23 protein-coding genes are annotated in these 24103 nt (G+C 71.1%); 13 read left to right on the top strand and 10 right to left on the bottom strand.

The window, feature by feature from the left end; all coding sequences use genetic code 11:
• The first annotated feature begins 109 nt into the window (after positions 1–109).
• From AB5J53_RS15585 to AB5J53_RS15575, 3 genes are read left to right on the top strand one after another with little or no spacing between them, the layout of a single operon-like run.
• Positions 110–1585, top strand: coding sequence for a glycosyltransferase family 4 protein (locus AB5J53_RS15585; RefSeq protein WP_369246248.1), 1476 nt, complete (start codon positions 110–112; stop codon positions 1583–1585).
• Positions 1579–2313 (top strand): class I SAM-dependent methyltransferase, encoded by a 735-nt coding sequence (locus tag AB5J53_RS15580; protein ID WP_369246247.1) that lies wholly within the window; start codon positions 1579–1581, stop codon positions 2311–2313. The genes AB5J53_RS15585 and AB5J53_RS15580 overlap by 7 nt, the downstream gene beginning before the upstream one ends.
• Positions 2310–3380: a prenyltransferase/squalene oxidase repeat-containing protein gene (locus tag AB5J53_RS15575; protein WP_369246246.1), complete on the top strand. Its 1071-nt coding sequence runs from the start codon at positions 2310–2312 to the stop codon at positions 3378–3380. Before AB5J53_RS15580 ends, AB5J53_RS15575 begins: the two co-directional genes overlap by 4 nt.
• Positions 3381–3405: 25 nt before the next feature.
• Here AB5J53_RS15575 and AB5J53_RS15570 read toward each other — a convergent pair whose 3' ends face one another.
• The gene (locus AB5J53_RS15570; RefSeq protein ID WP_369246245.1) at positions 3406–3699 is read right to left on the bottom strand and encodes a hypothetical protein; all 294 of its coding nucleotides are present in this window, start codon (positions 3697–3699) and stop codon (positions 3406–3408) included.
• A 185-nt stretch (positions 3700–3884) separates the two neighbouring features.
• On the opposite strand from AB5J53_RS15570, the gene AB5J53_RS15565 reads away from it, so the two are divergent.
• Positions 3885–4445 carry a hypothetical protein gene (locus AB5J53_RS15565; RefSeq protein ID WP_369246244.1) on the top strand — a complete coding sequence of 187 codons (561 nt, stop codon included), beginning with the start codon at positions 3885–3887 and terminating at the stop codon, positions 4443–4445.
• A gap of 4 nt (positions 4446–4449) precedes the next feature.
• Here AB5J53_RS15565 and AB5J53_RS15560 read toward each other — a convergent pair whose 3' ends face one another.
• The 5 genes from AB5J53_RS15560 to AB5J53_RS15540 all read right to left on the bottom strand — a co-directional run bounded on the left by AB5J53_RS15560 (position 4450) and on the right by AB5J53_RS15540 (position 10024).
• Positions 4450–5460 (bottom strand): LLM class F420-dependent oxidoreductase, encoded by a 1011-nt coding sequence (locus AB5J53_RS15560; RefSeq protein ID WP_369246243.1) that lies wholly within the window; start codon positions 5458–5460, stop codon positions 4450–4452.
• A gap of 114 nt (positions 5461–5574) precedes the next feature.
• Complete coding sequence (locus AB5J53_RS15555; protein ID WP_369246242.1) at positions 5575–6399, bottom strand: hypothetical protein; 825 nt, start codon at positions 6397–6399, stop codon at positions 5575–5577.
• A gap of 158 nt (positions 6400–6557) precedes the next feature.
• Positions 6558–7517 carry an N-acetylmuramoyl-L-alanine amidase gene (locus AB5J53_RS15550; protein ID WP_369246241.1) on the bottom strand — a complete coding sequence of 320 codons (960 nt, stop codon included), beginning with the start codon at positions 7515–7517 and terminating at the stop codon, positions 6558–6560.
• Between the two features lie 22 nt (positions 7518–7539).
• Positions 7540–8190 carry a class I SAM-dependent methyltransferase gene (locus tag AB5J53_RS15545; RefSeq protein ID WP_369246240.1) on the bottom strand — a complete coding sequence of 217 codons (651 nt, stop codon included), beginning with the start codon at positions 8188–8190 and terminating at the stop codon, positions 7540–7542.
• A 94-nt stretch (positions 8191–8284) separates the two neighbouring features.
• The gene (locus AB5J53_RS15540) at positions 8285–10024 is read right to left on the bottom strand and encodes an MFS transporter (protein ID WP_369246239.1); all 1740 of its coding nucleotides are present in this window, start codon (positions 10022–10024) and stop codon (positions 8285–8287) included.
• Between the two features lie 229 nt (positions 10025–10253).
• Between AB5J53_RS15540 and AB5J53_RS15535 the strand changes: the two genes are divergently transcribed.
• The 5 genes from AB5J53_RS15535 to AB5J53_RS15515 all read left to right on the top strand — a co-directional run bounded on the left by AB5J53_RS15535 (position 10254) and on the right by AB5J53_RS15515 (position 16866).
• Positions 10254–12515 carry an acyl-CoA dehydrogenase gene (locus AB5J53_RS15535; RefSeq protein ID WP_369246238.1) on the top strand — a complete coding sequence of 754 codons (2262 nt, stop codon included), beginning with the start codon at positions 10254–10256 and terminating at the stop codon, positions 12513–12515.
• A gap of 9 nt (positions 12516–12524) precedes the next feature.
• Positions 12525–13721 (top strand): lipid-transfer protein, encoded by a 1197-nt coding sequence (locus AB5J53_RS15530; RefSeq protein ID WP_369246237.1) that lies wholly within the window; start codon positions 12525–12527, stop codon positions 13719–13721.
• 196 nt (positions 13722–13917) lie between these two features.
• Positions 13918–15357: an MFS transporter gene (locus AB5J53_RS15525; protein ID WP_369246236.1), complete on the top strand. Its 1440-nt coding sequence runs from the start codon at positions 13918–13920 to the stop codon at positions 15355–15357.
• A 124-nt stretch (positions 15358–15481) separates the two neighbouring features.
• Entirely contained in the window at positions 15482–16021 is a 540-nt protein-coding gene (locus tag AB5J53_RS15520; RefSeq protein WP_369246235.1) for a SigE family RNA polymerase sigma factor, read from the top strand.
• Positions 16021–16866: a hypothetical protein gene (locus tag AB5J53_RS15515; protein ID WP_369246234.1), complete on the top strand. Its 846-nt coding sequence runs from the start codon at positions 16021–16023 to the stop codon at positions 16864–16866. The genes AB5J53_RS15520 and AB5J53_RS15515 overlap by 1 nt, the downstream gene beginning before the upstream one ends.
• 50 nt (positions 16867–16916) lie before the next feature.
• Here AB5J53_RS15515 and AB5J53_RS15510 read toward each other — a convergent pair whose 3' ends face one another.
• Entirely contained in the window at positions 16917–17549 is a 633-nt protein-coding gene (locus AB5J53_RS15510; RefSeq protein ID WP_369252247.1) for a response regulator, read from the bottom strand.
• 35 nt (positions 17550–17584) lie between these two features.
• Between AB5J53_RS15510 and AB5J53_RS15505 the strand changes: the two genes are divergently transcribed.
• Complete coding sequence (locus tag AB5J53_RS15505; RefSeq protein ID WP_369246233.1) at positions 17585–17785, top strand: hypothetical protein; 201 nt, start codon at positions 17585–17587, stop codon at positions 17783–17785.
• A 120-nt stretch (positions 17786–17905) separates the two neighbouring features.
• On the opposite strand, the gene AB5J53_RS15500 is transcribed toward AB5J53_RS15505, so the two are convergent.
• The 3 genes from AB5J53_RS15500 to AB5J53_RS15490 are packed head-to-tail and all read right to left on the bottom strand — an operon-like array spanning position 17906 to position 20874.
• The gene (locus tag AB5J53_RS15500) at positions 17906–19165 is read right to left on the bottom strand and encodes a sensor histidine kinase (protein ID WP_369246232.1); all 1260 of its coding nucleotides are present in this window, start codon (positions 19163–19165) and stop codon (positions 17906–17908) included.
• 18 nt (positions 19166–19183) lie between these two features.
• A complete protein-coding gene (locus AB5J53_RS15495; RefSeq protein ID WP_369246231.1) occupies positions 19184–19903 on the bottom strand; it encodes an ABC transporter permease in 720 nt (239 codons plus the stop codon).
• Positions 19903–20874, bottom strand: a complete 972-nt coding sequence (locus AB5J53_RS15490; protein ID WP_369246230.1) for an ATP-binding cassette domain-containing protein — start codon at positions 20872–20874, stop codon at positions 19903–19905. Before AB5J53_RS15490 ends, AB5J53_RS15495 begins: the two co-directional genes overlap by 1 nt.
• A gap of 256 nt (positions 20875–21130) precedes the next feature.
• On the opposite strand from AB5J53_RS15490, the gene AB5J53_RS15485 reads away from it, so the two are divergent.
• Genes AB5J53_RS15485 through AB5J53_RS15475 form a run of 3 tightly spaced genes read left to right on the top strand, consistent with a single transcriptional unit; the run spans position 21131 to position 24066 of the window.
• Entirely contained in the window at positions 21131–21988 is an 858-nt protein-coding gene (locus AB5J53_RS15485) for a MaoC/PaaZ C-terminal domain-containing protein (RefSeq protein ID WP_369246229.1), read from the top strand.
• A 30-nt stretch (positions 21989–22018) separates the two neighbouring features.
• A complete protein-coding gene (locus AB5J53_RS15480) occupies positions 22019–23095 on the top strand; it encodes a Zn-dependent alcohol dehydrogenase (RefSeq protein WP_369246228.1) in 1077 nt (358 codons plus the stop codon).
• Positions 23096–23127: 32 nt separating this feature from the next.
• The gene (locus AB5J53_RS15475; protein WP_369246227.1) at positions 23128–24066 is read left to right on the top strand and encodes a 3-oxoacyl-ACP reductase; all 939 of its coding nucleotides are present in this window, start codon (positions 23128–23130) and stop codon (positions 24064–24066) included.
• Positions 24067–24103: the final 37 nt, after the last annotated feature.

Raw genomic sequence — 24103 nt, 5'->3', positions numbered from 1 at the left:
CTACCTGCCGGTAGATTCAGTGCTCCTTGAACGATCAAGTCTGAAACTTGTTCTAGATTAGCGTCCCGGCGTAATCTCGCGGGAAAGTGCAGGGAGAAGGGGGCCGTAAGTGACCGCTGAGGCCATGGAGGCGGGCCCCGGGGAGGGCGCGGCTGCCGACGGGGACCGACCTCTGCGCATCGCGCTCCTCACGTACAAGGGAAACCCGTTCTGCGGCGGCCAGGGCGTCTACGTACGGCACCTCTCGCGCGAGCTCGCCCGCCTCGGCCACCGGGTCGAGGTCATCGGCTCCCAGCCCTATCCCGTGCTGGACGAAGGCCTCCCCGAGCTGAGCCTCACCGAGCTGCCCAGCCTCGACCTGTACCGCCAGCCCGACCCCTTTCGCACCCCGAAGCGCCAGGAGTTCCGGGACTGGGTGGACGCGCTCGAGGTGGGCACGATGTGGACCGGGGGCTTTCCCGAGCCGCTGACCTTCTCGCTGCGCGCCCGGCGCCATCTGCGTGCCCGCCGCGGCGAGTTCGACGTCGTGCACGACAACCAGACCCTCGGGTACGGCCTGTTGGGTGACGTGGGCGCGCCGCTGGTGACCACCATCCACCACCCCATCACCGTCGACCGGCAGCTGGAGCTGGACGCCGCCGAGGGCTGGCAGCGCCGCGCGTCCGTACGCCGCTGGTACTCCTTCACGCGCATGCAGAAGCGCGTCGCGCGCCGCCTGCCGTCCGTGCTCACCGTCTCCGGTACGTCACGCCAGGAGATCGTCGATCACCTGGGTGTGGCTCAGGACCGTATCCACGTCGTGCACATCGGTGCGGACACCGACCTTTTCTCGCCGGATCCGGCGGTACGGCAGGTGCCGGGCCGCATCGTGACGACGTCCAGCGCGGACGTGCCGCTCAAGGGCCTGGTCTTCCTCGTCGAGGCGCTCGCGAAGGTGCGCACCGAGCACCCCGGCGCCCACCTCGTCGTCGTCGGCAAGCGCGCCGAGGACGGACCCGTCGCCCAGGCCATCGAGCGGTACGGACTCGAAGGCGCCGTCGAGTTCGTCAAGGGGATCTCCGACGCGGAACTGGTCGACCTGGTGCGCTCGGCGGAGGTCGCCTGCGTGCCGTCGCTGTACGAGGGCTTCTCCCTCCCGGCGGCGGAGGCCATGGCGACCGGCACACCGCTGGTGGCCACGACCGGCGGGGCGATCCCGGAGGTCGCGGGGCCCGACGGCGAGACCTGCCTCGCGGTGCCGCCCGGCGACTCGGGCGCACTGGCCGCGGGTCTGAGCCGGCTGCTCGGCGACCCGGAGCTGCGGGTACGTCTCGGCGTCGCCGGCCGTGAGCGGGTACTGGAGCGCTTCACCTGGGCCCGAGCCGCCGAGGGCACGGTGGCCCAGTACCGCGAGGCAATGGCCGGCTCCGCCGGCGCGGCTGCCCGCCGCTCCGCGGGCGACGACTTCCGCCGCTCCACGGCAGGTAACCGCTCCGCACCCACGCCTCCCGACCGCTCCGCGGCCATCAAGGGGGCCGAAGCCCCCGCCCCGGACGCCCCCGAAGAACTAGTTGTAGCCAACCGCGAAAGCAGGGCCACGTGCTGACCGTCGACTTCTCCCGGTTCCCGCTCGCCCCGGGGGACCGCGTCCTGGACCTCGGCTGTGGTGCCGGCCGGCACGCGTTCGAGTGCTATCGGCGGGGAGCGCAGGTCGTCGCCCTTGACCAGAACGGCGAGGAGATCCGCGAGGTCGCCAAGTGGTTCGCGGCGATGAAGGAGGCGGGCGAGGCGCCCGCCGGGGCCACCGCGACGGCGATGGAGGGCGATGCCCTGGCGCTGCCCTTCCCCGACGAGTCCTTCGACGTCGTGATCATCTCCGAGGTCATGGAGCACATCCCGGACGACAAGGGCGTCCTCGCGGAGATGGTCCGCGTGCTGAAGCCGGGCGGCCGCATCGCGATCACCGTTCCGCGCTATGGCCCCGAGAAGGTCTGCTGGACGCTGTCCGACGCGTACCACGAGGTCGAGGGCGGCCACATCCGCATCTACAAGGCGGACGAACTGCTGGCGAAGATCCGCGAGGCCGGCCTCAAGCCCTACGGCACCCACCACGCGCACGCCCTCCATTCCCCGTACTGGTGGCTGAAGTGCGCGTTCGGCGTCGACAACGACAAGGCGCTGCCCGTGCGGGCGTACCACAAGCTTCTGGTCTGGGACATCATGAAGAAACCCCTGGCCACGCGGGTCGCCGAGCAGGCGCTGAACCCGCTGATCGGCAAGAGCTTCGTGGCGTACGCGACCAAGCCCCACCTCCCCCTGGTGGAAGCCAAGTGACCACCCCCCGGACAGAACACCTCGTCCTGCCCGGGGTCCTCACCGCCGAGCAGGCTGCCGCCACGGTGCGCGGGCTCCTCGGGGTGCAGCGCCCGGACGGCGCCATACCGTGGTTCCGTGGGCACCACCTCGACCCGTGGGACCACACCGAGGCGGCCATGGCGCTCGACGCGGCGGGGGAGCACGAGGCGGCGGAGCGTGCGTACGAGTGGCTGGTCAGGCACCAGAACACGGACGGTTCCTGGTACGCGGCGTACGCCGACGGGGACTTCGAGGAGGTCACCGACCGCGGCCGCGAGACGAACTTCTGCGCGTACATCGCCGTCGGCGCCTGGCACCACTACCTGGCGACCGGTGACGACACGTTCCTGGACCGTATGTGGCCGGCCGTCTACGCGGCCGTGGAGTTCGTGCTCGGGCTCCAGCAGCCCGGCGGGCAGATCGGCTGGAAGCGTGAGGACGACGGTACGGCGGTGAACGACGCGCTGCTGACCGGGAGTTCGTCGATCCACCACGCGCTGCGCTGTGCGCTCGCCATCGCCGAACAGCGGGAAGAGCCGCAGCCCGACTGGGAGTTGGCGGTCGGCGCGCTGCGGCACGCGATCCGGCTCCACCCCGAGCGGTTCCTCGACAAGGACCGCTACTCGATGGACTGGTACTACCCGGTGCTCGGCGGCGCGTTGACGGGCGCCGAGGCCAAGTCCCGTATCGAGGAGGGCTGGGACCGCTTCGTGGTCCCCCGGTTCGGCGTCCGCTGTGTGGTCCCCAATCCGTGGGTGACCGGCGGCGAATCGGCCGAACTCGCCCTCGCCCTGTGGGCGGTGGGCGAGTCCGACCGCGCCCTGGAGATCCTCCAGTCCATCCAGCACCTGCGCGACCCGAAGACCGGTCTGTACTGGACGGGCTACGTCTTCGAGGACCAGGCCATCTGGCCCGAGGAACTCACCGCCTGGACCGCGGGTTCACTCCTGCTGGCCGTCGCCGCGCTGGGCGGCGACGAGCCCACCTGCGCGGTCTTCGGCGGCGAACGCCTCCCGTGGGGCCTGGACCCCGACTGCTGCGCGTAGTGACGTTCCGGACTTTCCCGGAGGCTCAGTGGCGGTGCATACGGTTGGCGATCGCGTGGCCCACGAAGAGGTACACGACGGCCGCCAGGCCGTAGCCCGCGACGACCCGCGCCCAGGCATCGTCGAAGGTGAACAGGTCACGCGACCAGCCGGCGAGCCAGGCGGCCGCGTCATGGACGAACTGCACCAGGTCGTTGGCGCGGTTGGCGTCCAGCAGATACATCAGGATCCACAGACCGAGGATGACGGCCATCACGTCCGCGACGATCGCGATGACCGTCCCCGCCTGATTCGAGCCGTTGCGATATCGAGGGGACATACCCGGCGGGTAGCCAGCGAAGCGTGGGTGAAACCCGAACGGGTTCGCTCAAGTGGCGCAGTCGCCGGGACGGGGTGAGGCTGCCGGGAGAGCCGTGTTCTCCCGTGTCCAGGGAGAACCATGTCCCTGTGCAGGGAGAACTCTGTCCCTGATCAGGGGGAACCGTTCCCTTCCCGGAGGTCCCCGTGCCCGTACCCATACGGCGCCTGATCGTGGCGCTCACCCTGTCCTGCGCCCTGCTCGCCGGCGCCACCGCCTGTGGCAGTGACAGCGCCTCGAAGGACACCGCCGCCGTGGCCGTGGCAGCCACTCCCAGTCCCACGACCTCCGCGGAGAAGCAGAAGTTCGCCAAGACCCGCTTCGTGGCGAACGCGGGGCTCGCGGCCGGAGCCACCTACCAGTGGATCGTCAAACCGTGGAAGGCCGGCAAGTTCAAGAAGGGCGCGAAGGGGCGCACGCTCGCCCTGGTCAAGGCGGGACTCGCGGGCACGTTCGCGTACAACCGCCTCAAGGCGGCCGCGAAGAACGCCGAGGGCGACCCGACGCTCTCCAAGGCCATCGCCCCGCTCACCGCGGGCATCGAAGCGCTCAAGGGCCTGCCCTCCAAGCTGCGCAAGGGCGACGGGACCGACGCCGCCGCGAGCGCCTTCGACGACGTCATCAACAAGGTGAAGGACGCCGGCAAGAGCGCGGGCGCCGAGGTCAAGGATCAGGTGCCGTCGGCGTCGCAGCTCACCGGTGGTTGATCGGCTAGGCGTTGAGCTCGGCGAGCACCCGTAGCGTGTGCGGGTCCGGGGACAGGACCAGCAGATCGGTCACCGGGCCCTTGCGCCACAACTCCAGCCGCTCGGCGATGCGTTCGCGCGGTCCGACGAGCGAGATCTCGTCGGCGAAGGAGTCCGGGACGGCGAGGACGGCTTCCTCGCGACGCCCCTCCAGGAACAGCCGCTGGATCGTGCGTGCCTCCTCCTCGTAGCCCATGCGCGCCATCAGATCGGCGTGGAAGTTCCGCGCCGCGTGCCCCATCCCGCCGATGTAGAAGCCGAGCATCGCCTTCACGGGCAGCAGCCCTTCGGCGAGGTCGTCGCAGACGTGGGCACGGGCCATGGGCGCGACGAGGAAGCCTTCGGGCAGGTCGGTGAGCGACGCCTCGTACGCCTGGGGACGCGTCGGCGACCAGTACAACGGCAGCCAGCCGTCCGCGATCCTGGTCGTCTGCGCGATGTTCTTCGGGCCCTCGGCGCCCAGCAGGACGGGCAGTTCGGCGCGCAGGGGGTGAGTGATCGGCTTCAGCGCCTTGCCGAGGCCGGTGCCGTCGGCGCCCCGGTACGGGTGTGAGTGGAAGCGCCCGTCCAGCTCGACGGGGGCCTCGCGCCTGAGGACTTGGCGTACGACATCCACGTACTCCCTGGTCGCCGTCAGGGGCGACTTCGGGAACGGCCGCCCGTACCAGCCCTCGACGACCTGAGGACCCGAAAGGCCGAGGCCGAGCATCATGCGCCCGCCCGAGAGGTGGTCGAGGGTGAGCGCGTGCATCGCGGTGGTGGTGGGGGAGCGAGCGGCCATCTGCGCGACGGCCGTGCCGAGTTGGATCCGGGACGTCCGCGCGGCGATCCAGGTGAGCGGGGTGAAGGCGTCCGAGCCCCAGGATTCGGCGGTCCACACGGAGTGGTATCCGAGCCGTTCCGCCTCCTGGGCGAGCGGCACATGGTCCGCCGAGGGTCCGCGACCCCAGTAGCCGAGTGCGAGACCGAGCCGCATGTCCCCTCCAGGCGTCGATGTCTGACGGGCTGTCAGCTGTACGCTGGCTGGCGACTGTACGACAACGGCCCCCCACCCGGAAGGGTGAGGGGCCGTACGCACGGGCAGCGGGCGTCAGCCGCGCTGGATCCCCGAGGTGTCCTGCAGGACGCCACGACGGCCGTCCTGGGTCTGCGCGACCAGGGTGGCACCGCGCTGCTCGACGGCCAGGTACCAAGTGCCCGGCGCCAGCTCGGCGATCGGCGCCTGCGAACCGTCCTCCGCGAACAGCGGCCGCGGCACCGGCACGGCGAACCAGAACGGCGAGAAGTCCTGCGCGGCGGCGGGCTGCTGCGCCTGCGGGGCCGGCTGCTGCGGCTGGGGCTGCGAGGGACCGCCGAACGGCTGCCCCTGCTGCGGCTGGGCGCCGTAGGGCTGGCCCGGCTGCTGGGCGCCGGGGTAGCCGTAACCGCCCTGCGGCTGGGCGCCGTAGGGCTGCGGGGCGATGGGCTTGGGGGCGCCGACCAGGGCGGCGTTCAGCGCCGGGACCAGCGGGGTGGCGATCGCGGCGGCCGCCAGGACCAGGGCGGCGATCAGACCGAGGATCAGACCCGAGCCCGCGCCGACGTCCGAGGTGCCGAAGGTGTCGCTGAACGCGCCCAGCGGGTCGATGATGGACCAGAACGAGGTCCACAGGGCGAAGAGCGTCAGGGCCACCCCGAGCTGGCCGAGGTCGAGCCCTATGACCTTCCGCGGCTGCGGGAGCGCGCGGGCGACGACGATCAGGGCCGCACCGGCGATGCCACCGATGTACATGCTCATCACAAGGCCCAGGTTGTCCCAGGCATTGAGAGAGTTGCTGCCGGACGGGTCGTACGTGTTGAGGAACGACGCGATGAACAGCAATACCGCTGCTCCGATCACCACGCCGTCGCCTCGAGTGAGGGAGCGGATATTCACTTCAGGTCCTTCGTCAGTCGTCTCGTCATCGGTGGAGGCATCGCTGTCACCATGTCGCCATCAGGCCCTGGTGTGAAGCGCGGGGGTGGCCCCTCATCGTACGGACGACACTATCGCCCGTCCGACCAGGGTGTACGCCGGGTGCAACCCCCTGATCGCTACCCGCGCAGGAAACTCACGATTCCCTCAGAGATCCCACGCGCCGCCTTCTGCCGCCACGCGCCGCTGGTGAGCAACGCCGCGTCCTTGCTATCGCGCATGTTGCCGCACTCGATGAACACCTTCGGAACCGTTGACAGATTGAGACCGCCGAGATCCTTTCGGACCACGAGACCGGTGCCGTCACCTACGTAGTTGGAGGGTGCGCTGCCCGTCTCGCGGACGAACAGGCCCGCGATGCGCTCGCCCAGATCGCGGGACGGGGCGACGATCGGGCGGGTGTCGGCGGCGCCCGCGTGCACGGACGCGGGCAGGATCACATGGAAGCCGCGGTTGCCGGCCGCCGAGCCGTCCGCGTGGATCGAGACGACCGCGTCGGCGTGAGCCTTGTCACCGATCTCGGCCCGCTCGTCCACGCACGGACCCCACGAGCGGTCACCGTCCTGCGTGAACTTCACCGTGGCGCCCTGCTGTTGCAGGATCGCCCGCATCCGGCGCGCGACGTCGAGCGTGAACTGGGCTTCCGTGTAACCCGCGTTGGTCGACGTGCCCGTGGTGTCGCACTCCTTCCAGTTCGTGCCGATGTTCACCTTGCGGTTGATCTCGGCGGCGTGCTGGAAGTTGCCCGGGTTGTGCCCCGGGTCGATGACGACGACCTTGCCCTTGAGGGGGCCGGAGCCGGCGGGTTGGGACGCGGTGGGCGTCGAGGGCGAGGGCGAGGGCGCCGACGGTGACGTACTCGGCTTGCTGTCGTCCGTGGGGGAGGCGGGCGCCGAGGACGACGACTGGGGCGCCGCCTTGTCGGACCCACCCCCGTCACCGGAGTCGTCGCCCACCGCCTGCCACACCAGCCACCCGGCCAGTGCGCCCGGCACGAGCGCGGCGACGGCGACGGTGAGCGGACCGCGCCGGGAGCGGCGCGGCTGGGGCGGATCGAAGTCAGGGCCTACGTACGACACGTCAGCGACTCTAACCGCGCCCTCAGATCCCCGCTCCCGTTCGCCGCAGGACGCGCAGCGAGTCGGTCACCGAGACCTCGGTGAACGCGCCGGACTCCAGGGCCCTGAGGTAGACGCGGTACGGGGCCTGGCCGGTGAACTCGTCGGCCGGGTCGGGGAACACGTCGTGGATCACGAGGAGGCCGCCTTCGGCGACGTGCGGTGCCCAGCCCTCGTAGTCGCCGCCCGCGTGCTCGTCGGTGTGGCCGCCGTCGATGAAGACGAGACCGAGCGGCGTCTGCCAGAAGGCGGCGATCTGCGGCGAGCGGCCGACGATCGCGACCACCTGGTCCTCGAGGCCCGCCTTGTGCAGGGTGCGGCGGAAGGTGGGGAGCGTGTCCATCCGGCCGACCTCGGGGTCGACCGTGGACGGGTCGTGGTACTCCCACCCCGGCTGCTGCTCCTCGCTGCCCCGGTGGTGGTCGACCGTGATCGCCGTCACCCCGGCCTCGCGCGCGGCGTCGGCGAGCAGGATCGTGGAGCGCCCGCAGTACGTGCCGACCTCGAGGAGCGGCAGCCCGAGCCGCCCGGCCTCGACGGCGGCCTCGTACAGCGCGAGCCCCTCGCCGAGCGGCATGAACCCCTTCGCGGCCTCGAAGGCGGCGAGGATCTCCGGCTTGGGTGCCGCGGGCATGGGGGTCCTCCTGGTTGTGCGGGTCCCGGGGCGCCCCATCGTGCACCACACCCCCGCCGCGTACGCGACGGGGGTGTGACAGCAGGGGCGTCCGCTACGCCGGAACGCTCTCGCCGGGCAGCGCCAGGTCCACCTCGACCGGACGCTCGTCGCCCGCGTGCGTCGCCGAGGAGGCGAGCGGGCCGTGGCCCGTGGCCTTGGCGGCCAGGACGTACGCGCCCTCGGCGGGCACGGCCAGCGCATAGCTGCCGTCCTCGCCGGAGAGCGTCGCGCCCGCCTGGCGGCCGCGCCGGTCGATGAGGGTGACCTTGGCGCGGGCGACCGGGTCGCCGTCGGCGTTCAGGACGCGGCCGCGGAAACCGCGGAGCACCTCGTTCGCCCGCTCCAGGGCGGCGTCCTCCTCGCTGCTGGCGCGCAGCTGGGGCTTGGTCGCCTGGCGCCGGCCGGGCAGGAAGAGGGCCATCAGCAGGCCGACCGCCACCGCGCCCGTCGCGATCAGGAAGGAGACGCGGAAGCCGTGCATGGTGGGGATCGCGACGCCGCCCACGTGGTTCGCCGTGTTGGCGAGCACCATGCCGATGACGGCGCTCGACACCGACGTACCGATGGAGCGCATCAGGGTGTTCAGGCCGTTGGCCGCGCCCGTCTCCGAGGCCGGGACCGCGCCGACGATCAGCGCGGGCAGCGAGGAGTACGCGAGGCCGATGCCCGCGCCCAGGACCACCGCGATGACGAGGCTCTGCCAGGCGGCGCTCATCAGGCCGAGGCCCGCGCCGTAGCCGATGGCGATGATCAGCATGCCGAGGATCAGCGTGACCTTGGGGCCGTACTTGGCCGACAGCCGGGCGTAGACCGGCGCGGTGACCATCATCGTCAGGCCGAGCGGCGCCACGAGCAGACCCGCGGTGACCATCGGCTGGCCGAGGCCGTAGCCGGTGGCCTTGGGCAGCTGGAGCAGCTGCGGCAGGACCAGCGAGACCACGTAGAAGGAGACGCCGACCATGATCGAGGCGAGGTTGGTGAAGAGCACCGCGGGGCGGGCCGTGGTGCGCAGGTCGACCAGCGGAGCCTTCAGGCGCAGCTCCATCACGCCCCACAGGAGGAGCACGACGGCCGACGCGGCGAACAGGCCAAGCGTGGTGGCCGAGGTCCAGCCCCAGTCGCTGCCCTTGGTGATCGGCAGCAGGAAGAGGACGAGGCCCACGGAGAGGCCTATCGCGCCCAGCACGTCGAAGGTGCCCTCGGCGCGCATCGGGGACTCCGGCACGACGAGGAGGGTGAGGATGATCGAGAGGACGCCGAGGCCGGCGGCGCCGTAGAAGAGGGCGTGCCAGTTCGCGTGCTGCGCGACCAGGGCCGCGGCGGGCAGCGCGAGTCCGCCGCCGACGCCGATCGAGGAGCTCATCAGGGCCATCGCCGAGCCGAGCTTCTCGCGGGGCAGCATGTCGCGCATCAGGCCGATGCCGAGCGGGATCGCGCCCATCGCGAAGCCCTGGAGCGTACGGCCCGCGATCATCGGCATCAGGGTGCTGGTGAACGCGCTGATCAGCGCGCCGACCACCATCACGGCGAGACTGAGGATCAGCATGCGCCGCTTGCCGAAGAGGTCGCCGAGGCGCCCCATGATCGGCGTGGCCACGGCGCCCGAGAGCAGAGTCGAGGTCAGGACCCAGGTGGCGTTGCTGGGCTCGGTGCTCAGCAGCGTCGGCAGGTCCTTGATGACCGGGACGAGCAGGGTCTGCATCACCGCGACAACGATGCCCGCGAAGGCGAGCACCGGCACGGTCGCGCCGCTCGGCCTCCGCGTGGGCTGGTCGGTCGTCGTGTGCGTCATGGGGTGGGGCCTCCAGGCCGAAAGAAAGAGGGGTCGTCCGCGTGGCTGCGCGGAGAGGAAGTCGGTGATCCGTGCGGGATACGTGCAACTTGAACCCGGTGTGCCCGGGCAACTATTCCGATGCTTCGGCGTACTAACGAATTCTTGACCCTTCCATGGGGATCTGACCTACCGTCAGAATGAAACGTGTTCTAGTCTGGCGCGCACCTTGGGCCTTGGGGAGGCGCGCATGGGCATCGGGACCACACCGGAACAGCGGGAACTGGCCGAGGCTGTACGCGGCTGGATCGCGCGCGCCATGCCACCCGAGGAGGTCCGCAAACTGCTCGACGCGCCGGGCGGCGGCAGACCGTCGTACTGGGACGGACTCGCCGCACAGGGACTGCTCGCCGTTCACCTTCCGGAGGCGCACGGCGGTGGCGGCGGCGACCTCGTCGACCTCGCCGTCGTCGTGGAGGAGGCCGCGCGGGCCGCGTTACCGGGGCCGTACCTCGCGAGCGCGCTGGCATCGATGGTCCTGGAGGGAGCTCCGGGGTCGGCGGAGTCGGACGATCTCGTACGGGCGCTGGAGTGCGGGGAGCGCGTCGGGGCCGTGGCGTTCGACGCGGGGACCCTGACCGCTGTCGAGGCGGGCGGTGAATACGTGCTCGACGGGATCGCGCCGCCCGTACTGTCGGGCGCCGACGCGGACCTGCTGATCCTGGCCGCGGGCTCGGCCGGAGGCACCATGTGGCTGGCCGTGGACGCCGCCGAACTCTTCGTACGGCCCCACGAGAGCGCCGATCCGACCCGGGCGACCGCCGAGATCCGGGCGCAGGGGGTGCGGGTCCCCGCAGACCGCGTCCTCGCCATCGACTCGGACCTGGTCCGCGACCTCGCCGCCGTCCTCCTCGCCGCGGACGCCTGCGGCACCGCCGCGTGGGCAGTGGAGACCGCCGCCGAGTACGCCAAGGTCCGCGAACAGTTCGGCCGCCCCATCGGCCGCTTCCAGGGCGTGAAACACCTGTGCGCCGACATGCTCGTACGGCTCGAACAGGCGCGGGCGCTCACATGGGACGCGGCGCGGGCGGCTCAAGAGCCGGATGAGGTGCGGGAGGGGGCGGCTCAAGAGCGGGATGAGGTGCGGGAGCGGGCGGCTCAAGGGCCGGATGAGGTGCGGGAGCGGGCCGCCCAAGCGCCGGATGATGTACGTGGGTTGGTGTCCGCGCTCGCGGCCGGTGCCGCGCTCGACGCCGCGTACTCCTGCGCCAAGGACTGCATCCAGATCCTCGGCGGGATCGGTTTCACCTGGGAGCACGACGCCCATCTGTATCTGCGCCGGGCGCTGATGGCACGGCAGTTGTTCGGGGCCGGAGACGTACACCTGCGGCGGGCCGCCCGGCTCGCACGGGACGGCGTACGGCGGGAACTGCGTCTGGAGCTGCCGGAGGAGGCGTCCGCCTACCGGGTGAAGGCCCGCGAGGTGATCGGCGGCGCACGCGGGCTCGATCCCGCGGTCGTACGCCGGCTGCTGGCACCCACCGGGTACGCCGCCCCGCATCTGCCCCCGCCGTACGGACTCGGCGCCGGGCCCGTCCAACAGCTCGCCATACAGCAGGAGTTGGCGGCGGCGGACGTACGGATCAGTGATCTGGGGATCGCCACCTGGGTCGTACCGTCCCTCATCGCGTACGGCACCGACCGGCAGCAGGAGCGCTACCTGCTGCCCACCCTGCGCGGTGACTTGCTCTGGTGCCAGCTCTTCTCGGAGCCGGGCGCCGGGTCCGACCTCGCCTCGCTGCGCACCCGGGCCGAGCGGACCGCCGACGGGCGGTGGCGGGTCAACGGGCAGAAGGTGTGGACGAGCGCGGCACAGTGGGCCGACTACGGCATCCTCCTGGCGCGGACGGATCCGGCGGCGCCCAAGCACAAGGGGCTCACCTACTTCGTCGTCGACATGAAGAACACGGACGGCGTCGACATCCGCCCTCTGAAGGAGATCACCGGGGACTCCCTCTTCAACGAGGTCTACTTCGACGACGTGCTGCTGCCGGCGGACGCGGTCGTCGGCGAGGTCGACGACGGCTGGCGCGTCGCCCGCAACACGCTCGGCAACGAACGCGTCCACATGGCAGACCAGTTGACGTTCGACACGGGCCTCGAGGCCCTGATCGCGCAGGCGGCTCCTGCGGACGAGACGCGGTTGGGCGCCCTGCTCGCCGAGGCGCACGCGCTGGCCTGCATCGGGCTGCGGACGACCCTGCGGCAGGTGTCCGGAGTGGATCCGGGCGCGGGCGCCTCCGTACGGAAGCTGGTGCAGACCGCGCACCAGCAGAAGGTCGCCGAGCTGGGGCTCGAACTCCTCGGCCCCGCAGGCGCGTTGCGCGAGGGCGTCGGCGAGCGTGCGCTGCACGGCTTCCTGCTCTCCCGCTGCCTGACCATCGCGGGCGGCACCACCCAGGTCCAGCTCAATGTCGTCGCCGAGCGCATCCTCGGCCTGCCCAGGGACTGAAGGGAAGTCATGAAGACGTACGTCGTCGGGGTCGGTATGACGAAGTTCGAGAAGCCCGAGACCCGGGAGTGGCAGTACTGGGACATGGCCAAGGAGGCAGGCACCAACGCCCTTGCCGACGCCGGGATTTCGTACGCCGATGTGGAGCAGGTGCCCGTCGGCTACTGCTTCCAGGCCTCGACCGCCGGGCAGCGCGCCGCCTACGAACTGGGCCTGACCGGCGTGCCCGTCTACAACGTCAACAACAACTGCGCGACCGGATCGAGTGCGTTGATGCTGGCGCGGCAGTTCGTCGAGGGTGGCGCCGCCGACTGCGTACTGGCGCTGGGGTTCGAGAAGATGAAGCGGGGAGCGCTCGGGGGCGGGGCGGACGGCGGGGACTTCAAGACGTCCCCCGTGGCCAGGCACTACGGGATCATGGCGGCCCGGCACGGCTTCGAGATGTCCCCGCCCACCGCGCAGATCTTCGGCGACGCGGCGCGAGAGCACATGGAGAAGTACGGGACGACGGAGGCGCAGTTGGCCGCCGTCGGCGCCAAGAACCACCGGCACTCGGCGCACAACCCGTACGCCCAGTTCCAGGACGTCTACTCCGTCGACGAGATCCTCGCCGCCCGGACCGTGCACCGCCCGCTCACCAAGCTCCAGTGCTCGCCGACCTCGGACGGAGCGGCGGCGGCCGTCGTCGTCTCCGAACGGTTCGTCGAGCGGCACGAGTTGGCGGACAAGGCCGTCGAGATCGTCGCCCAGGCGATGACCACCGACACCGAGGAGTCCTTCGCCTCCGGCTCGTGCATCGACGTCGTCGGCCGGCCGATGTCGCGGGAGGCCGCCCGCCAGGTCTACGAGCGGTCCGGACTCGGCATCGAGGACGTGCACGTCGTAGAACTCCACGACTGCTTCTCGATCAACGAACTGCTGACCTACGAGGCGCTCGGCATGTGCGCGGAAGGCGAGTCCGGCAAGCTCGTCGAGTCCGGCGCCACCACGTACGGCGGACGCTGGGTCGTGAACCCGTCGGGCGGCCTGATCTCCAAGGGACATCCCCTGGGGGCGACGGGTATCGCGCAGGTGGCGGAGCTGACCTGGCAGCTCCGGGGCGAGGCGGGGGCCCGACAGGTCCCCGGCGCGCGCGTCGGGCTCGCCCACAACATCGGGCTGGGCGGGGCGGCGGTGGTGACGCTGCTGAGGGCGGGTGGCCTTTAGTCGCGCGGTGATCTTCAGCTGATCCAGCCCGTCCGGCGTTTGAGGACGAGGCCGTTGAGGCCGAAGGGGGGTCTGGGGGCGCAGCCCCCAGGTACGGGACGGGCAGGGGCGGAGGGGGCGAAAACCGCTTCTGTCCGGCACCGCCCCCGGACCTAGGCCGAAATCCCGATGCAAGGACCGTAACCCGGTTGAGAGCATGACACCCATGCTCCGAGCCGCCGAAGACGACACCCGCATACCCGGACGCACCGCACCACCTACGTGGGTGGTGGTCGCACTCGCCTGCGCAGGCCAGTTCCTCGTCGTACTGGACGTGTCCGTGGTCAACGTCGCGCTGCCGTCCATGCGCACCGACCTCGCACTGAGCGCACCGGGACTCCAGTGGGTGGTGAACGCGTACTCGATCGCCTTCGCCGGATTCATGCTGCTCGGCGGCCGAGCCGGCGATCTGTACGGCCGCAAGCGGATGTTCCTGGTGGGGCTCGCCCTGTTCACGCTGGCCTCGCTGGGGGGTGGTCTCGCGCAGGAGGGCTGGGAGCTCCTGGTCGCGCGTGCCGTCCAGGGACTGGGGGCCGCCGTACTCGCCCCCTCGACGCTGACGATCCTCACCTCGGCCGTCCCGGAGGGCGCCGCACGCGCGCGGGCCATCGCGACATGGACCGCTGTCGGCGCCGGGGGCGGCGCGGCCGGCGGCCTGGTCGGCGGGCTGCTGGTCGACGGCCTGTCGTGGCGGTGGGTGCTGCTCATCAACGTGCCCATCGGCGCGGTGGTGCTGGCCGGGTCCGCCCGCCGGCTGGTGGAGAGCCGCGCCGGAGACGGCCGCCGCCTCGACCTGCCGGGCGCGCTGCTGGTGACGGCGGGGCTCGCGACACTGGCGTACGGGATCGTGCAGACGGAGGTGGAGGGGTGGACGGCGGCGACGACATTGGTGCCGCTGTGCGCCGGGCTCGCGCTCATCGTCCTGTTCCTCCTCGTCGAAGCACGGACGCAAACCCCTCTGATGCCGTTGAAACTGCTGCGCCTGCGGGCGGTGTCGTCGGCGAACGCGGCCATGTTCATCTGCGGCTCCGCGATGTTCTGCATGTGGTTCTTCATGACGCTGTACGCGCAGAACGTGCTCGGCTACTCGCCGTTGGGCGCAGGGCTCGCCCTGGTGCCGAGTTCGCTCGCGGTGGTCCTCGGCTCGAAGCTGGCGCCGCGCTTCATGCCGGTGGTCGGGGCGCGCAATGTGGCGGCCCTGGGCACACTGGTGGCCGCGGCGGGCTTCGGCTGGCAGTCGACGATGACGGCGGACGGCTCGTACCTGACGGCGATCATGTTCCCGGGGATCCTGATGATGGCGGGCGCGGGCCTGGCCGCGACACCGCTCGCCGCGCTCGCGACCTCGGGCGCGGCACCAAGGGACGCCGGGCTGGTGTCCGGGCTGGTCAACACCTCGCGCACGATGGGCGGTTCGCTGGGGCTGGCGATCATGTCCACGATCGCCGCGGCCCGTACGGGAGACAGCGTGTCGGGGGAGGCCCTGACGGCCGGGTACGCGCTGGCGTTCCGGACGAGCGGGATCCTGCTGCTGGGCGGGACGGTGCTGATGCTGGCGTGGCTGCCGAGAACGACTTCCGGGATTTCCCGGGGCTGAGGCAACGAAGGATTCCTGGGCCGAGGCAACGAAGAGATTCCTGGGCCGAGGCAACGAAAGATTTCGGGAGCGAGGCAACGAAATCCGATCCTCGTGGACTCCTTTAGACATCTAGGAGGTGCCCATGGGGGATCGGAAGCAGGCTCGGGATGAGGAGTTCCAGAGCTTTGTCATCGGCCGCTGGCCGCGGTTGATGCGTACGGCATTTCTCCTTACGGGGGAGCAGCACGCGGCGGAGGACCTGGTCCAGTCGACGCTGGAGCAGGTGTACGTGGCCTGGCGCAGGGTGGGCGCGGCCGACGACCCGGAGGCGTATGTACGGCGCGTGATGATCAACGCGCATGCCCGCAAACACCGCAGAAAACTCAAGGAGTTCCTCGCTCCGAAGGACGACTCGGGCCTCACGCACGAGCTGCCCGACAGCGGTGACCGGATCGCCCAGGCCGACGACCGCAGCGCGCTGCTGAAGGCGCTCTCCCAACTGCCCGCGCGACAGCGCGAAGCGGTGGTCCTTCGCTACTGGGAGGACCTGAGCGAAAGCCAGGCGGCGGAGGCGATGGGCTGCTCGGTGGGCGCGGTGAAGAGCAACGCGGCCAAGGGGATCGCGAAGCTGCGCGCCATACCGGGGCTGGCCGACATGGTGACGCACGGAGGGCGGAAGTGATGAGCGCGGACCGGGAGACGAACTACGACATGGCGACACACAGGGACATCGCCCTCCTGCTGGCCGAGGCCGCGGACGAGGTCGAGATCGGTATAGCCCCCTACCAGGCGGTGGTCCGCGGCGGCCGGCGCCGCAAGGCCCGCCGCTGGACGATCGCGGCCGCCGCGGCACTGGTGATCGCCGGCTCGACGGGGACGCTTGCGCTGGCCGGGGTGACGGGAGGTGACGGCCACAAGGTCGCGCCGGTGGCGACACAGCCGCCGACGCCGGAGCAACGGCATGTGTACGAGCCGCAGCGGAGCAACGTGGGCCGCGGCACCGACCACGGCAAGAAGTGGCAGGTCACCATCGACGTCTGGGGAGCGCCGAAGAACGAGGCGGAGGCCCAGTACCAACGGAGCAGGATGAGCGAGTACGGGGTCTCGCCGGCGGGTACGCGCGTCGCCTCGGACCTCATCGGCAAGGGCTGGGTCTTCGTGCACCTGCTCGTGGGAGACGGCCCGGCGACGACGGTGGTGCAGGGACCGGTCGAGAAGGGCGACGACCTCTCGGGCACGGACATCCTGGCCTACTCGATGCCCTTGGACGACTCCGGCAAGGCGGGGGTGTGGGACCGCCTGGTGATCGGCAAGGTCGCCCCGACGGCTCAGCGCGTCACCTGCACCTGGGACGACGGCACCACGACCAAGGTGTTCAGGGCAGCTCCGGGCACCGGCCTCACCTCGGACGTCGAGGACCTGATCCGCCCGGTGGACGGCTCCCAGCCCGACTGGTTCGTCTGCCTGGGAGCGGACGGCAAGAGCTACAAGTCGGCGACGGTGACGATGCCGAAGCAGCCGAAGTAGGAGTCCGGCGGGGTGGCCTAGGCGTCTGCCGGGTGTCCGACGGGTGCCGGTTACAGCCACCCCTGCTGGCGGGCCTCCCGCATCGCCTCCATGCGGTTGCGGGTGCCCGTCTTGCCGATGGCGGAGGAGAGGTAGTTGCGGACGGTCGACTCGGAGAGGTGGAGCTTGTCGGCGATGTCGGCGACGGTGGCGCCGTCCACGGAGGCCTTCAGTACGTCGCACTCGCGGGCGGTGAGCGGATTGGGCCCGGCGCTCAGCGCCGCCGCGGCGAGCGCCGGGTCGATGACCGTCTCCCCGGTCAGCACCCGCCGGATCGCCTCGGCCAGATCCTCCACGGGCCCGTCCTTGACGAGGAACCCCGCGGCGCCCGCCTCCATGGCCCGCCGCAGATACCCGGGCCGCCCGAAGGTGGTGAGGATCAGCACCCGGCAGTCGGGCGCCTGTTCGCGCAGTTCGGCGGCGGCGTCCAGCCCGCTCATCCCGGGCAGCTCGATGTCCAGCAGCGCCACATCCGGCCGATGCGTCAACGCCGCGTCCACGATCGCGTCCCCCGCGGCCACCTGCGCGACCACCTCGATGTCCGCCTCCAGGCCGAGCAGCAGAGCGAGCGCGCCCCGCATCATTCCCTGATCCTCGGCAAGCAGGACACGAATGGACTTGGCGGGCCGGTGGTCCTGGGGCATCTCGTTCACGGGGCAAGGGTAGGGCGCGGGGGCCAATGCGGGTGCGGTGCGTCGGCGGGAGCCGAGTCCCGCCCACCTGCGGACCGGGCCGGTGCCTGCGGAAGCTCTCCGCGTTCCGCATCTCCGACGACCCGGACTCCGAACTGGGCGGCAAGGTCCTGGCGCTGCACGCGCGGAAGGCCGAGGTGTACCCGCAGTGGGGCCGCCTCCTCGACGAGATCCCGGCGCCAAGGTGACGTTCGGCGATGAGGGACCGCCCGGCCCGCCTCCGCGGTGGTCCTAGGCCGGCGCCCCGGCCAAGTCGGCCGAATCCACCGCCGCGACCAGGGACCGCCCGGCCCGCCTCGGCGGTGGTCCTAGGCCGGCGCCTCCGCCAAGTCGGCCGCATCAACCGCATCCACCGGAAGTTCGGCCCTCACCCGGAACCCCCCGCGTGAAGCCGGCCCCGCCTCCAGTGAGCCGCCTGCCGTGGCCAGGCGTTCGGTGAGGCCCTTGAGGCCGGTGCCGCCGATGCCCTCCACGGGTTCGGCGGTGGAGGTGCCGGCGCCGTTGTCGGTGATGGTCAGGCGGACGCGGTCGGGGGTGCCGTCGAGGGTGATGTCGCAGCGGGTCGCGGCGCTGTGGCGTAGGACGTTGGTGACGGCCTCGCGGAGCACCCAGCCCAGCAGGGCCTCGGTCTGGGGGACGAGGGGCGGGCCGGACTGCTTTACGACGGGCTCGACGCCGGTCGCGGACAGTGCCGAACGGGCGCGGTCCAGTTCCGTGGCGAGGCTGCCCTCGCGGTAGCCGGTGACCGCCTCGCGGATCTCCGTGAGGGCCTGGCGGCCGACCGACTCGATGTCCGTGACCTGGACGAGGGCCGCGTCCAGGTCGCGGTGGGCCAGCCTGCGGGCCGCCTCCGACTTCACCACGATCACGGAGAGCGTGTGGCCCAGCAGGTCGTGCAGGTCCCGGGAGAATCGCATGCGTTCCTTCTCGACGGCGCGACGGGCCAACTCCTCGCGGGCGGCGCGCAGTTCGCGGACGGCCTCGGCAAGGGAGAGGATCGCGGCCGTCACCATCGTGGACAGGAACGTGCCGTACGCGACGTTCACCGCGTCCCAGCCCGCCCGGAAGTAGGAGACCACCGCCGCGAGCGCGGTCAGGCCGAGGCCGATCTGACCGAGCCACGGGCCCCGAAGGACGGCCCCGGTGGCGAGTCCCAGCAGCGGGAAGAAGTACAGCCAGCTGCCGCCGTACCCGATGGCCAGCCCGCAGGTGAGCAGGCCCATCAGGACGAGCGCCGCCCGCGTGGAGCGGGACTCGCGCGTCTCCTTCACGAAGGCCCGGAAGGTCACGTAGATGTAGAGGGAGTTGAAGGCGAGCAGGCCGATGCCGCCGATCCAGGGCTGTGGGGTCTTGCCCTGGAAGAGGTTGGAGAAGGCGCCCATGCCCATGAGCAGCCAGGGCAGCAGGGCGAAGCCGGTGGGCGGCGGACCCGGAGTGTCGGGCATCTTCCCGCCGCTCTTGCGGGCGGCCCGCTGCTCGGCCTTGAAGCGCTCCATGTCGGCCCTCCAGCGCGCACGCTCCGCCCGCCACTCCCGCACCTGGCAGGTCACCCCTCGCATCCAGGACATGTCCCGCTCCCCCCGGGCTCAGACGGTCCGCGCGGACCGACGGTACGAGAACACAGCGTACGAACCGAAGGCCAGCAGCCAGGCCGTCAGCACCCCCACCGCACCGAGGCCCGGAGCGTGGCCGTCCGCGACCGCCACGCCGAGCTGTGCGAAGCGGTTCGTGGGGGTGTACTCCGACAGGGAGCGCAGCCAGCCGGGGAACAGGGCGAGCGGGAACCACAGCCCGCCGATCACCGAGAGCCCCAGGTTGCACACCATGTTGGCGACACCCGTCGTCTGCGCGGTCAGCCGATAGCCGTTGCCGAGGCCGAGCAGCGTGAAGGGTATCGAGCCGAGCCACAGCAGCACCGCGATCGCCGCCCACTGCCAGACGTCCAGCCGAACGCCGTTGACCAGACCACCCGCCGCCAGCACCGCGGCGATCGCGGGCAGCACGGTCACCGAGCCGGTCAGCGCCCGTCCCAGCACCACTTCGCGCGGCGTCATCGGGGTCACCCGCAGCTGCCTCAGCCAGCCGATCACCTTGTCCTCGGCGACCCCGCCGCCGGTGTTCAGCGCCGAGCCCACCGCTCCGTACGCGGCCATGCCGACCATCGAGGCGGTCTTCCAGCTGCCGTCGTCGCCGCCACCGAGGTTGGTGAAGAGGAGGTACATCATCACCGGCATCGCGATGCCGCCGATCACGAAGCCGGTGTCGCGCAGCGTCCGGCGCACTTCGAGCCGCAGATAGTCCAGCATCACACCGTCTCCGAAATACCCGAGCGGGCACCAGGAAGAGCGCCCGGAACAACACGTGAAGGAACACCCGGGACAACACCCGAAGTGAGCGCCATGAACGCCTCGTCCAGTGATGCGGGGACGACCTCCAGGCCGCGTATCGCCCCCCGTTCGGCCAGCGCGATCACCGTCGCGTCCGAGTCGTCCGTCCGCAGCCGGGCCCGCTCCCCGCGCACCTCCACGGAGACCACGCCGGGCAGCAGGGCCAGCCCCTGGGTGTCACGCCCCGCCAGGTCGAAGGAGACCAGATTGCCGCCCACCGACCGCTTCAGCTGCTCCCCGGTGCCGTCGGCGACGATCCGGCCGTGGTCGATGACGACGATCCGGTCGGCGTGCGCGTCGGCCTCCTCCAGATAGTGCGTGGAGAACAGGACCGTGTGGCCGCGTCTGGCATACGCCCGCATCGACTCCCAGAAGGCGTGCCGCGCCTCCACGTCCAGCGCGGCCGTCGGCTCGTCGAGCACGATCAGCGCGGGGTTCCCGGCCAGCGCCACCGCGAACCGCACCCGCTGCGCCTGCCCGCCGGAGAGCCGGTCGACGCGCCGCCCGGCCAGCTCCGCGATGCCCGCGAGCTCCAGCGCGTCGGCCACGGGAAGCGGCGCCGGGTAGCGCCCGGCGACGAAGGAGACCAGCTCCTGGACGGTGACGCGCGGCACCGGTCGCGTCTCCTGCAGCATCGCGCCGACTTGGCCGGCGCGCACCGCCTCCTCCGGGCGGCCGCCGAAGAGCGTGACCGAGCCCTCGTCCGGCTCGTTCAGACCGAGCAGCAGCGAGATCGTCGTCGACTTCCCGGCCCCGTTGCGCCCCAGCAGCGCGACCGTCTCGCCGCGCGCTATCTCCAGGTCCACCCCGGCCACGGCGCGTACGTCCCCGAAGCTCTTGACCGCCCCCGTGAAGGACACGGCGGACGGTGTCCCAGTCGTCTGTGTCATGGGTACGACGCTATGAGCCGGGCGCCGCGCCCGGCAGATGCACATGTCAGCAATCGACCGGGACAAATGTCACGGCCGACGGATCTGACATGGTGTCAGTAGTCTTCACAAGTCCCGGACGCTGGGCTATACAGGGGGGCGCCGGACTGGAACGCGTTCTAGAACGGGCGGGTTCCGCGGCCCAGTGTCGACCTCGGTGCGGCCGACGGTGCGGACGGCCGCACCGAGGTCTCAGGCCCTAGTGATCAGGAGCCCCATGCCCATTGACGCCGCCAAGGCCGTCGCCGCCGAGCCCCGGACCGCGGAGATCTCCTGGAACTCCAAGGACGTCCAGCTCTACCACCTGGGCCTGGGCGCGGGCGTCCCCGCGACCGACCCCGACGAGCTGCGCTACACCCTCGAATCCCGGCTGCACGTCCTGCCCAGCTTCGCCACCGTCGCGGGCTCCGGCTCACCCGGCGTGATCAGCGGCCTGTCCATGCCCGGCGTCGAGGTCGACCTGGCTCGCGTGCTGCACGGCGGCCAGACCATCCGGCTGCACCGCCCCATCCCGGTCGGGGGCACGGCGCTCGCCACCGGGCGCATCGCGGCCGTCTACGACAAGGGCAAGGCCGCGATCCTCGTCATGCGCACCGAAGTCGCCGACGCCGACGGCCCGCTCTGGACCAACGACGCCCAGATCTTCGTACGAGGAGAAGGCGGGTGGGGAGGAGACAGGGGACCGTCCACGCGCCTCGAACCACCGACGGGCGAGCCCGACAGGACCGTCGAGCGCCCGATCCGCGAGGACCAGGCCCTGCTCTACCGGCTCTCCGGCGACTGGAACCCGCTGCACGCCGACCCCGAGTTCGCCAAGCTCGCCGGATTCGACCGGCCGATCCTGCACGGGCTGTGCACGTACGGCATGACGCTCAAGGCGGTCGTCGACACACTGCTCGGCGGCGACGTGACCCGCGTCCGCTCGTACACCACACGCTTCGCCGGTGTCGTCTTCCCCGGCGAGACCCTGCGCATCCGGATGTGGCGGCGGGAGGGCGGGGTCCAGGTGGCGGTGAGCGCGGTGGAGCGGGACGACGCGCCGGTGCTGGCCGACACCATCGTCGAACACTCGTGAGCCCAGCCCATTTCTGAGGGGAGCCGCACCATGCGCGCAGCCGTACAGCACGAGATAGGCCAGGACAAACTCGAAGTACTCGACGACGTCGAGGCGGTGGGCTTCGGGCCCGGCAAGGTGAGGATCCGGGTACGGGCCACCGGGCTGTGCCACTCGGACCTGTCCGCGATGAACGGCGTACTGCCGCAGCCCGCGCCGTTCGTGCCCGGGCACGAGGGTGCCGGCGAGATCACCGAAGTCGGTGACGGAGTGAGCCACTTGAAGTCCGGCGACCGGGTCGTCGTCTGCTGGCTTCCGGCCTGCGGCGTCTGTCCCGCCTGCAAGCGCGGCCAGACCGAACTGTGCCTGGCCGGGTTCATGAACGCGGGCACGCCCAACTTCAAGCGCCCCGGCGGCGATGTATTCGGCTTCGCGGGCACCGGCACCTTCACCGAGGAGGTCGTCGTCGACGCGGGCTGCGCGGTCCCTATCCCCGACGACGTGCCCTTCGACATCGCGGCCCTCATCGGCTGCGGCGTCACCACCGGACTCGGCGCCGCCCTCAACACCGCTGACGTGGAGGCCGGTTCGTCGGTCGCCGTCATCGGCTGCGGCGGCGTCGGCATCTCCGCGATCCAGGGCGCCCGGCTCAAGGGCGCCGCCGAGATCGTCGCCGTCGACCCGGTCGCCTCGCGCCGCGAGGCCGCGCTCAGGTTCGGTGCGACGAAGGCGATCTCACCGGACGAACTCGCCGACGCCAAGCAGTCGGTGACCGGCGGCGAGGGCTTCGACTACGTCTTCGAGGTCGTCGGCAAGTCCGCCACCGCCCGCACCGCCTACGACCACACCCGCCGCGGCGGCACGCTCGTCGTCGTCGGCGCGGGCGCCATGGACGACTTCCTCCAGCTCAACATGTTCGAGCTGTTCTTCGACGAGAAGCGGATCCTGCCCTCGATGTACGGCGGAGGGGACGTCCTGCGGTCCTACGAGCGGACCGTCGCCCTGTGGCGCGCGGGCCGTATCGACCTGGAGGGCCTGATCACCCACCGGGTGCCGCTCGCCGAGATCAACGAGGCCCTCGACCAGATGCGTACGGGCACCGCCCTGCGTACGTGCATCGAGATCTGATCCCCACACATCCTCAGGACCTAAGGACCTTGATGTCACAGCCACTTGAAGGGCTGACCGCGATCGTCACCGGCGCGGGGCGCGGGCTCGGACGGGCCGAGGCGCTGGAACTCGGCCGTCTGGGCGCGGCCGTCGTCGTCAACGACTACGGGCAGCCCGGGCGGGACGGCTCCGGGGAGGCCTCGGCCACGCCGGCCGAGGAGGTCGCCGCCGAGATCCGCGCGGCGGGCGGCCGAGCCGCCGCCCACACCGGCGACGTCGCCGACCACGAACACGCCCGCGCACTGGTCGAGTTGGCGGTCACCGAATTCGGGAAGCTCGACATCCTGGTCAACAACGCGGGCATCCTGCGCGACCGGATGGTCTTCTCGATGACCGAGGACGAGTGGGACTCGGTCATCAGGGTGCACCTCAAAGGCCACTTCAACACGACCCACTTCGCGTCCGTGCACTGGCGGGCACGCTCCAAGGCGGTCGACGGGCCCGTGTACGGGCGGATCGTGAACACCTCGTCGGAGGCGTTCCTCGCCGGTTCGGCGGGACAGCCCAACTATGCCGCCGCGAAAGGCGGAATCGTCGGGTTGACCACCTCGACCGCGCTGGCGCTCGCGAAGTACGGCGTGACGGCGAACGTCATCTGCCCGCGCGCCCGGACTCGTATGACCGAGGACGTGTTCGCGGGCTTCGCCGAGCCCGACGAAGGACTGGATCCGCTCGCGCCCGAGCATGTCGCCCCGCTCGTCGGCTACTTGGCCTCACCCGCCGCCGCCCACATCAACGGCCAGCTGCTCGTCGTGCACGGCGGCATGGTCGCGATCGTCGAACGCCCGCGGGTGGCCGCCAAGTTCGACACCAAGCAGGACGTCTTCACGTACGACGAGCTGGACGCGCTGCTCACTGCGCACTACGCGGACCGCCCGAAGGGCGAGACGTTCGCGGCGGTGGAGGTGCTGGGGCTCAAGCACGAATAGCTCACACGAACAGCACTCTCGCACAGCTCTCACGAAT

Origin of the sequence: Streptomyces sp. R41 (genome assembly GCF_041053055.1) — a bacterium.
Lineage (GTDB): Bacteria > Actinomycetota > Actinomycetes > Streptomycetales > Streptomycetaceae > Streptomyces.
The sequence above is the reverse complement of the archived record's forward strand: the minus strand, read 5'-3'. Positions and strand labels throughout refer to the sequence as shown.

Excerpts from the sequence above, each read along its gene's own strand:
- AB5J53_RS15490 (WP_369246230.1), bottom strand. The coding sequence starts at position 20,874 with ATGACACAGACGACTGGGACACCGTCCGCCGTGTCCTTCACGGGGGCG.
- AB5J53_RS15515 (WP_369246234.1), top strand. The coding sequence starts at position 16,021 with ATGAGCGCGGACCGGGAGACGAACTACGACATGGCGACACACAGGGAC.
- AB5J53_RS15505 (WP_369246233.1), top strand. The coding sequence starts at position 17,585 with ATGCGGGTGCGGTGCGTCGGCGGGAGCCGAGTCCCGCCCACCTGCGGA.
- AB5J53_RS15570 (WP_369246245.1), bottom strand. The coding sequence starts at position 3,699 with ATGTCCCCTCGATATCGCAACGGCTCGAATCAGGCGGGGACGGTCATC.
- AB5J53_RS15540 (WP_369246239.1), bottom strand. The coding sequence starts at position 10,024 with ATGACGCACACGACGACCGACCAGCCCACGCGGAGGCCGAGCGGCGCG.
- AB5J53_RS15500 (WP_369246232.1), bottom strand. The coding sequence starts at position 19,165 with ATGTCCTGGATGCGAGGGGTGACCTGCCAGGTGCGGGAGTGGCGGGCG.
- AB5J53_RS15510 (WP_369252247.1), bottom strand. The coding sequence starts at position 17,549 with ATGCCCCAGGACCACCGGCCCGCCAAGTCCATTCGTGTCCTGCTTGCC.
- AB5J53_RS15520 (WP_369246235.1), top strand. The coding sequence starts at position 15,482 with ATGGGGGATCGGAAGCAGGCTCGGGATGAGGAGTTCCAGAGCTTTGTC.
- AB5J53_RS15495 (WP_369246231.1), bottom strand. The coding sequence starts at position 19,903 with ATGCTGGACTATCTGCGGCTCGAAGTGCGCCGGACGCTGCGCGACACC.
- AB5J53_RS15530 (WP_369246237.1), top strand. The coding sequence starts at position 12,525 with ATGAAGACGTACGTCGTCGGGGTCGGTATGACGAAGTTCGAGAAGCCC.
- AB5J53_RS15535 (WP_369246238.1), top strand. The coding sequence starts at position 10,254 with ATGGGCATCGGGACCACACCGGAACAGCGGGAACTGGCCGAGGCTGTA.
- AB5J53_RS15525 (WP_369246236.1), top strand. The coding sequence starts at position 13,918 with ATGACACCCATGCTCCGAGCCGCCGAAGACGACACCCGCATACCCGGA.
- AB5J53_RS15560 (WP_369246243.1), bottom strand. The coding sequence starts at position 5,460 with ATGCGGCTCGGTCTCGCACTCGGCTACTGGGGTCGCGGACCCTCGGCG.
- AB5J53_RS15485 (WP_369246229.1), top strand. The coding sequence starts at position 21,131 with ATGCCCATTGACGCCGCCAAGGCCGTCGCCGCCGAGCCCCGGACCGCG.
- AB5J53_RS15475 (WP_369246227.1), top strand. The coding sequence starts at position 23,128 with ATGTCACAGCCACTTGAAGGGCTGACCGCGATCGTCACCGGCGCGGGG.
- AB5J53_RS15545 (WP_369246240.1), bottom strand. The coding sequence starts at position 8,190 with ATGCCCGCGGCACCCAAGCCGGAGATCCTCGCCGCCTTCGAGGCCGCG.
- AB5J53_RS15480 (WP_369246228.1), top strand. The coding sequence starts at position 22,019 with ATGCGCGCAGCCGTACAGCACGAGATAGGCCAGGACAAACTCGAAGTA.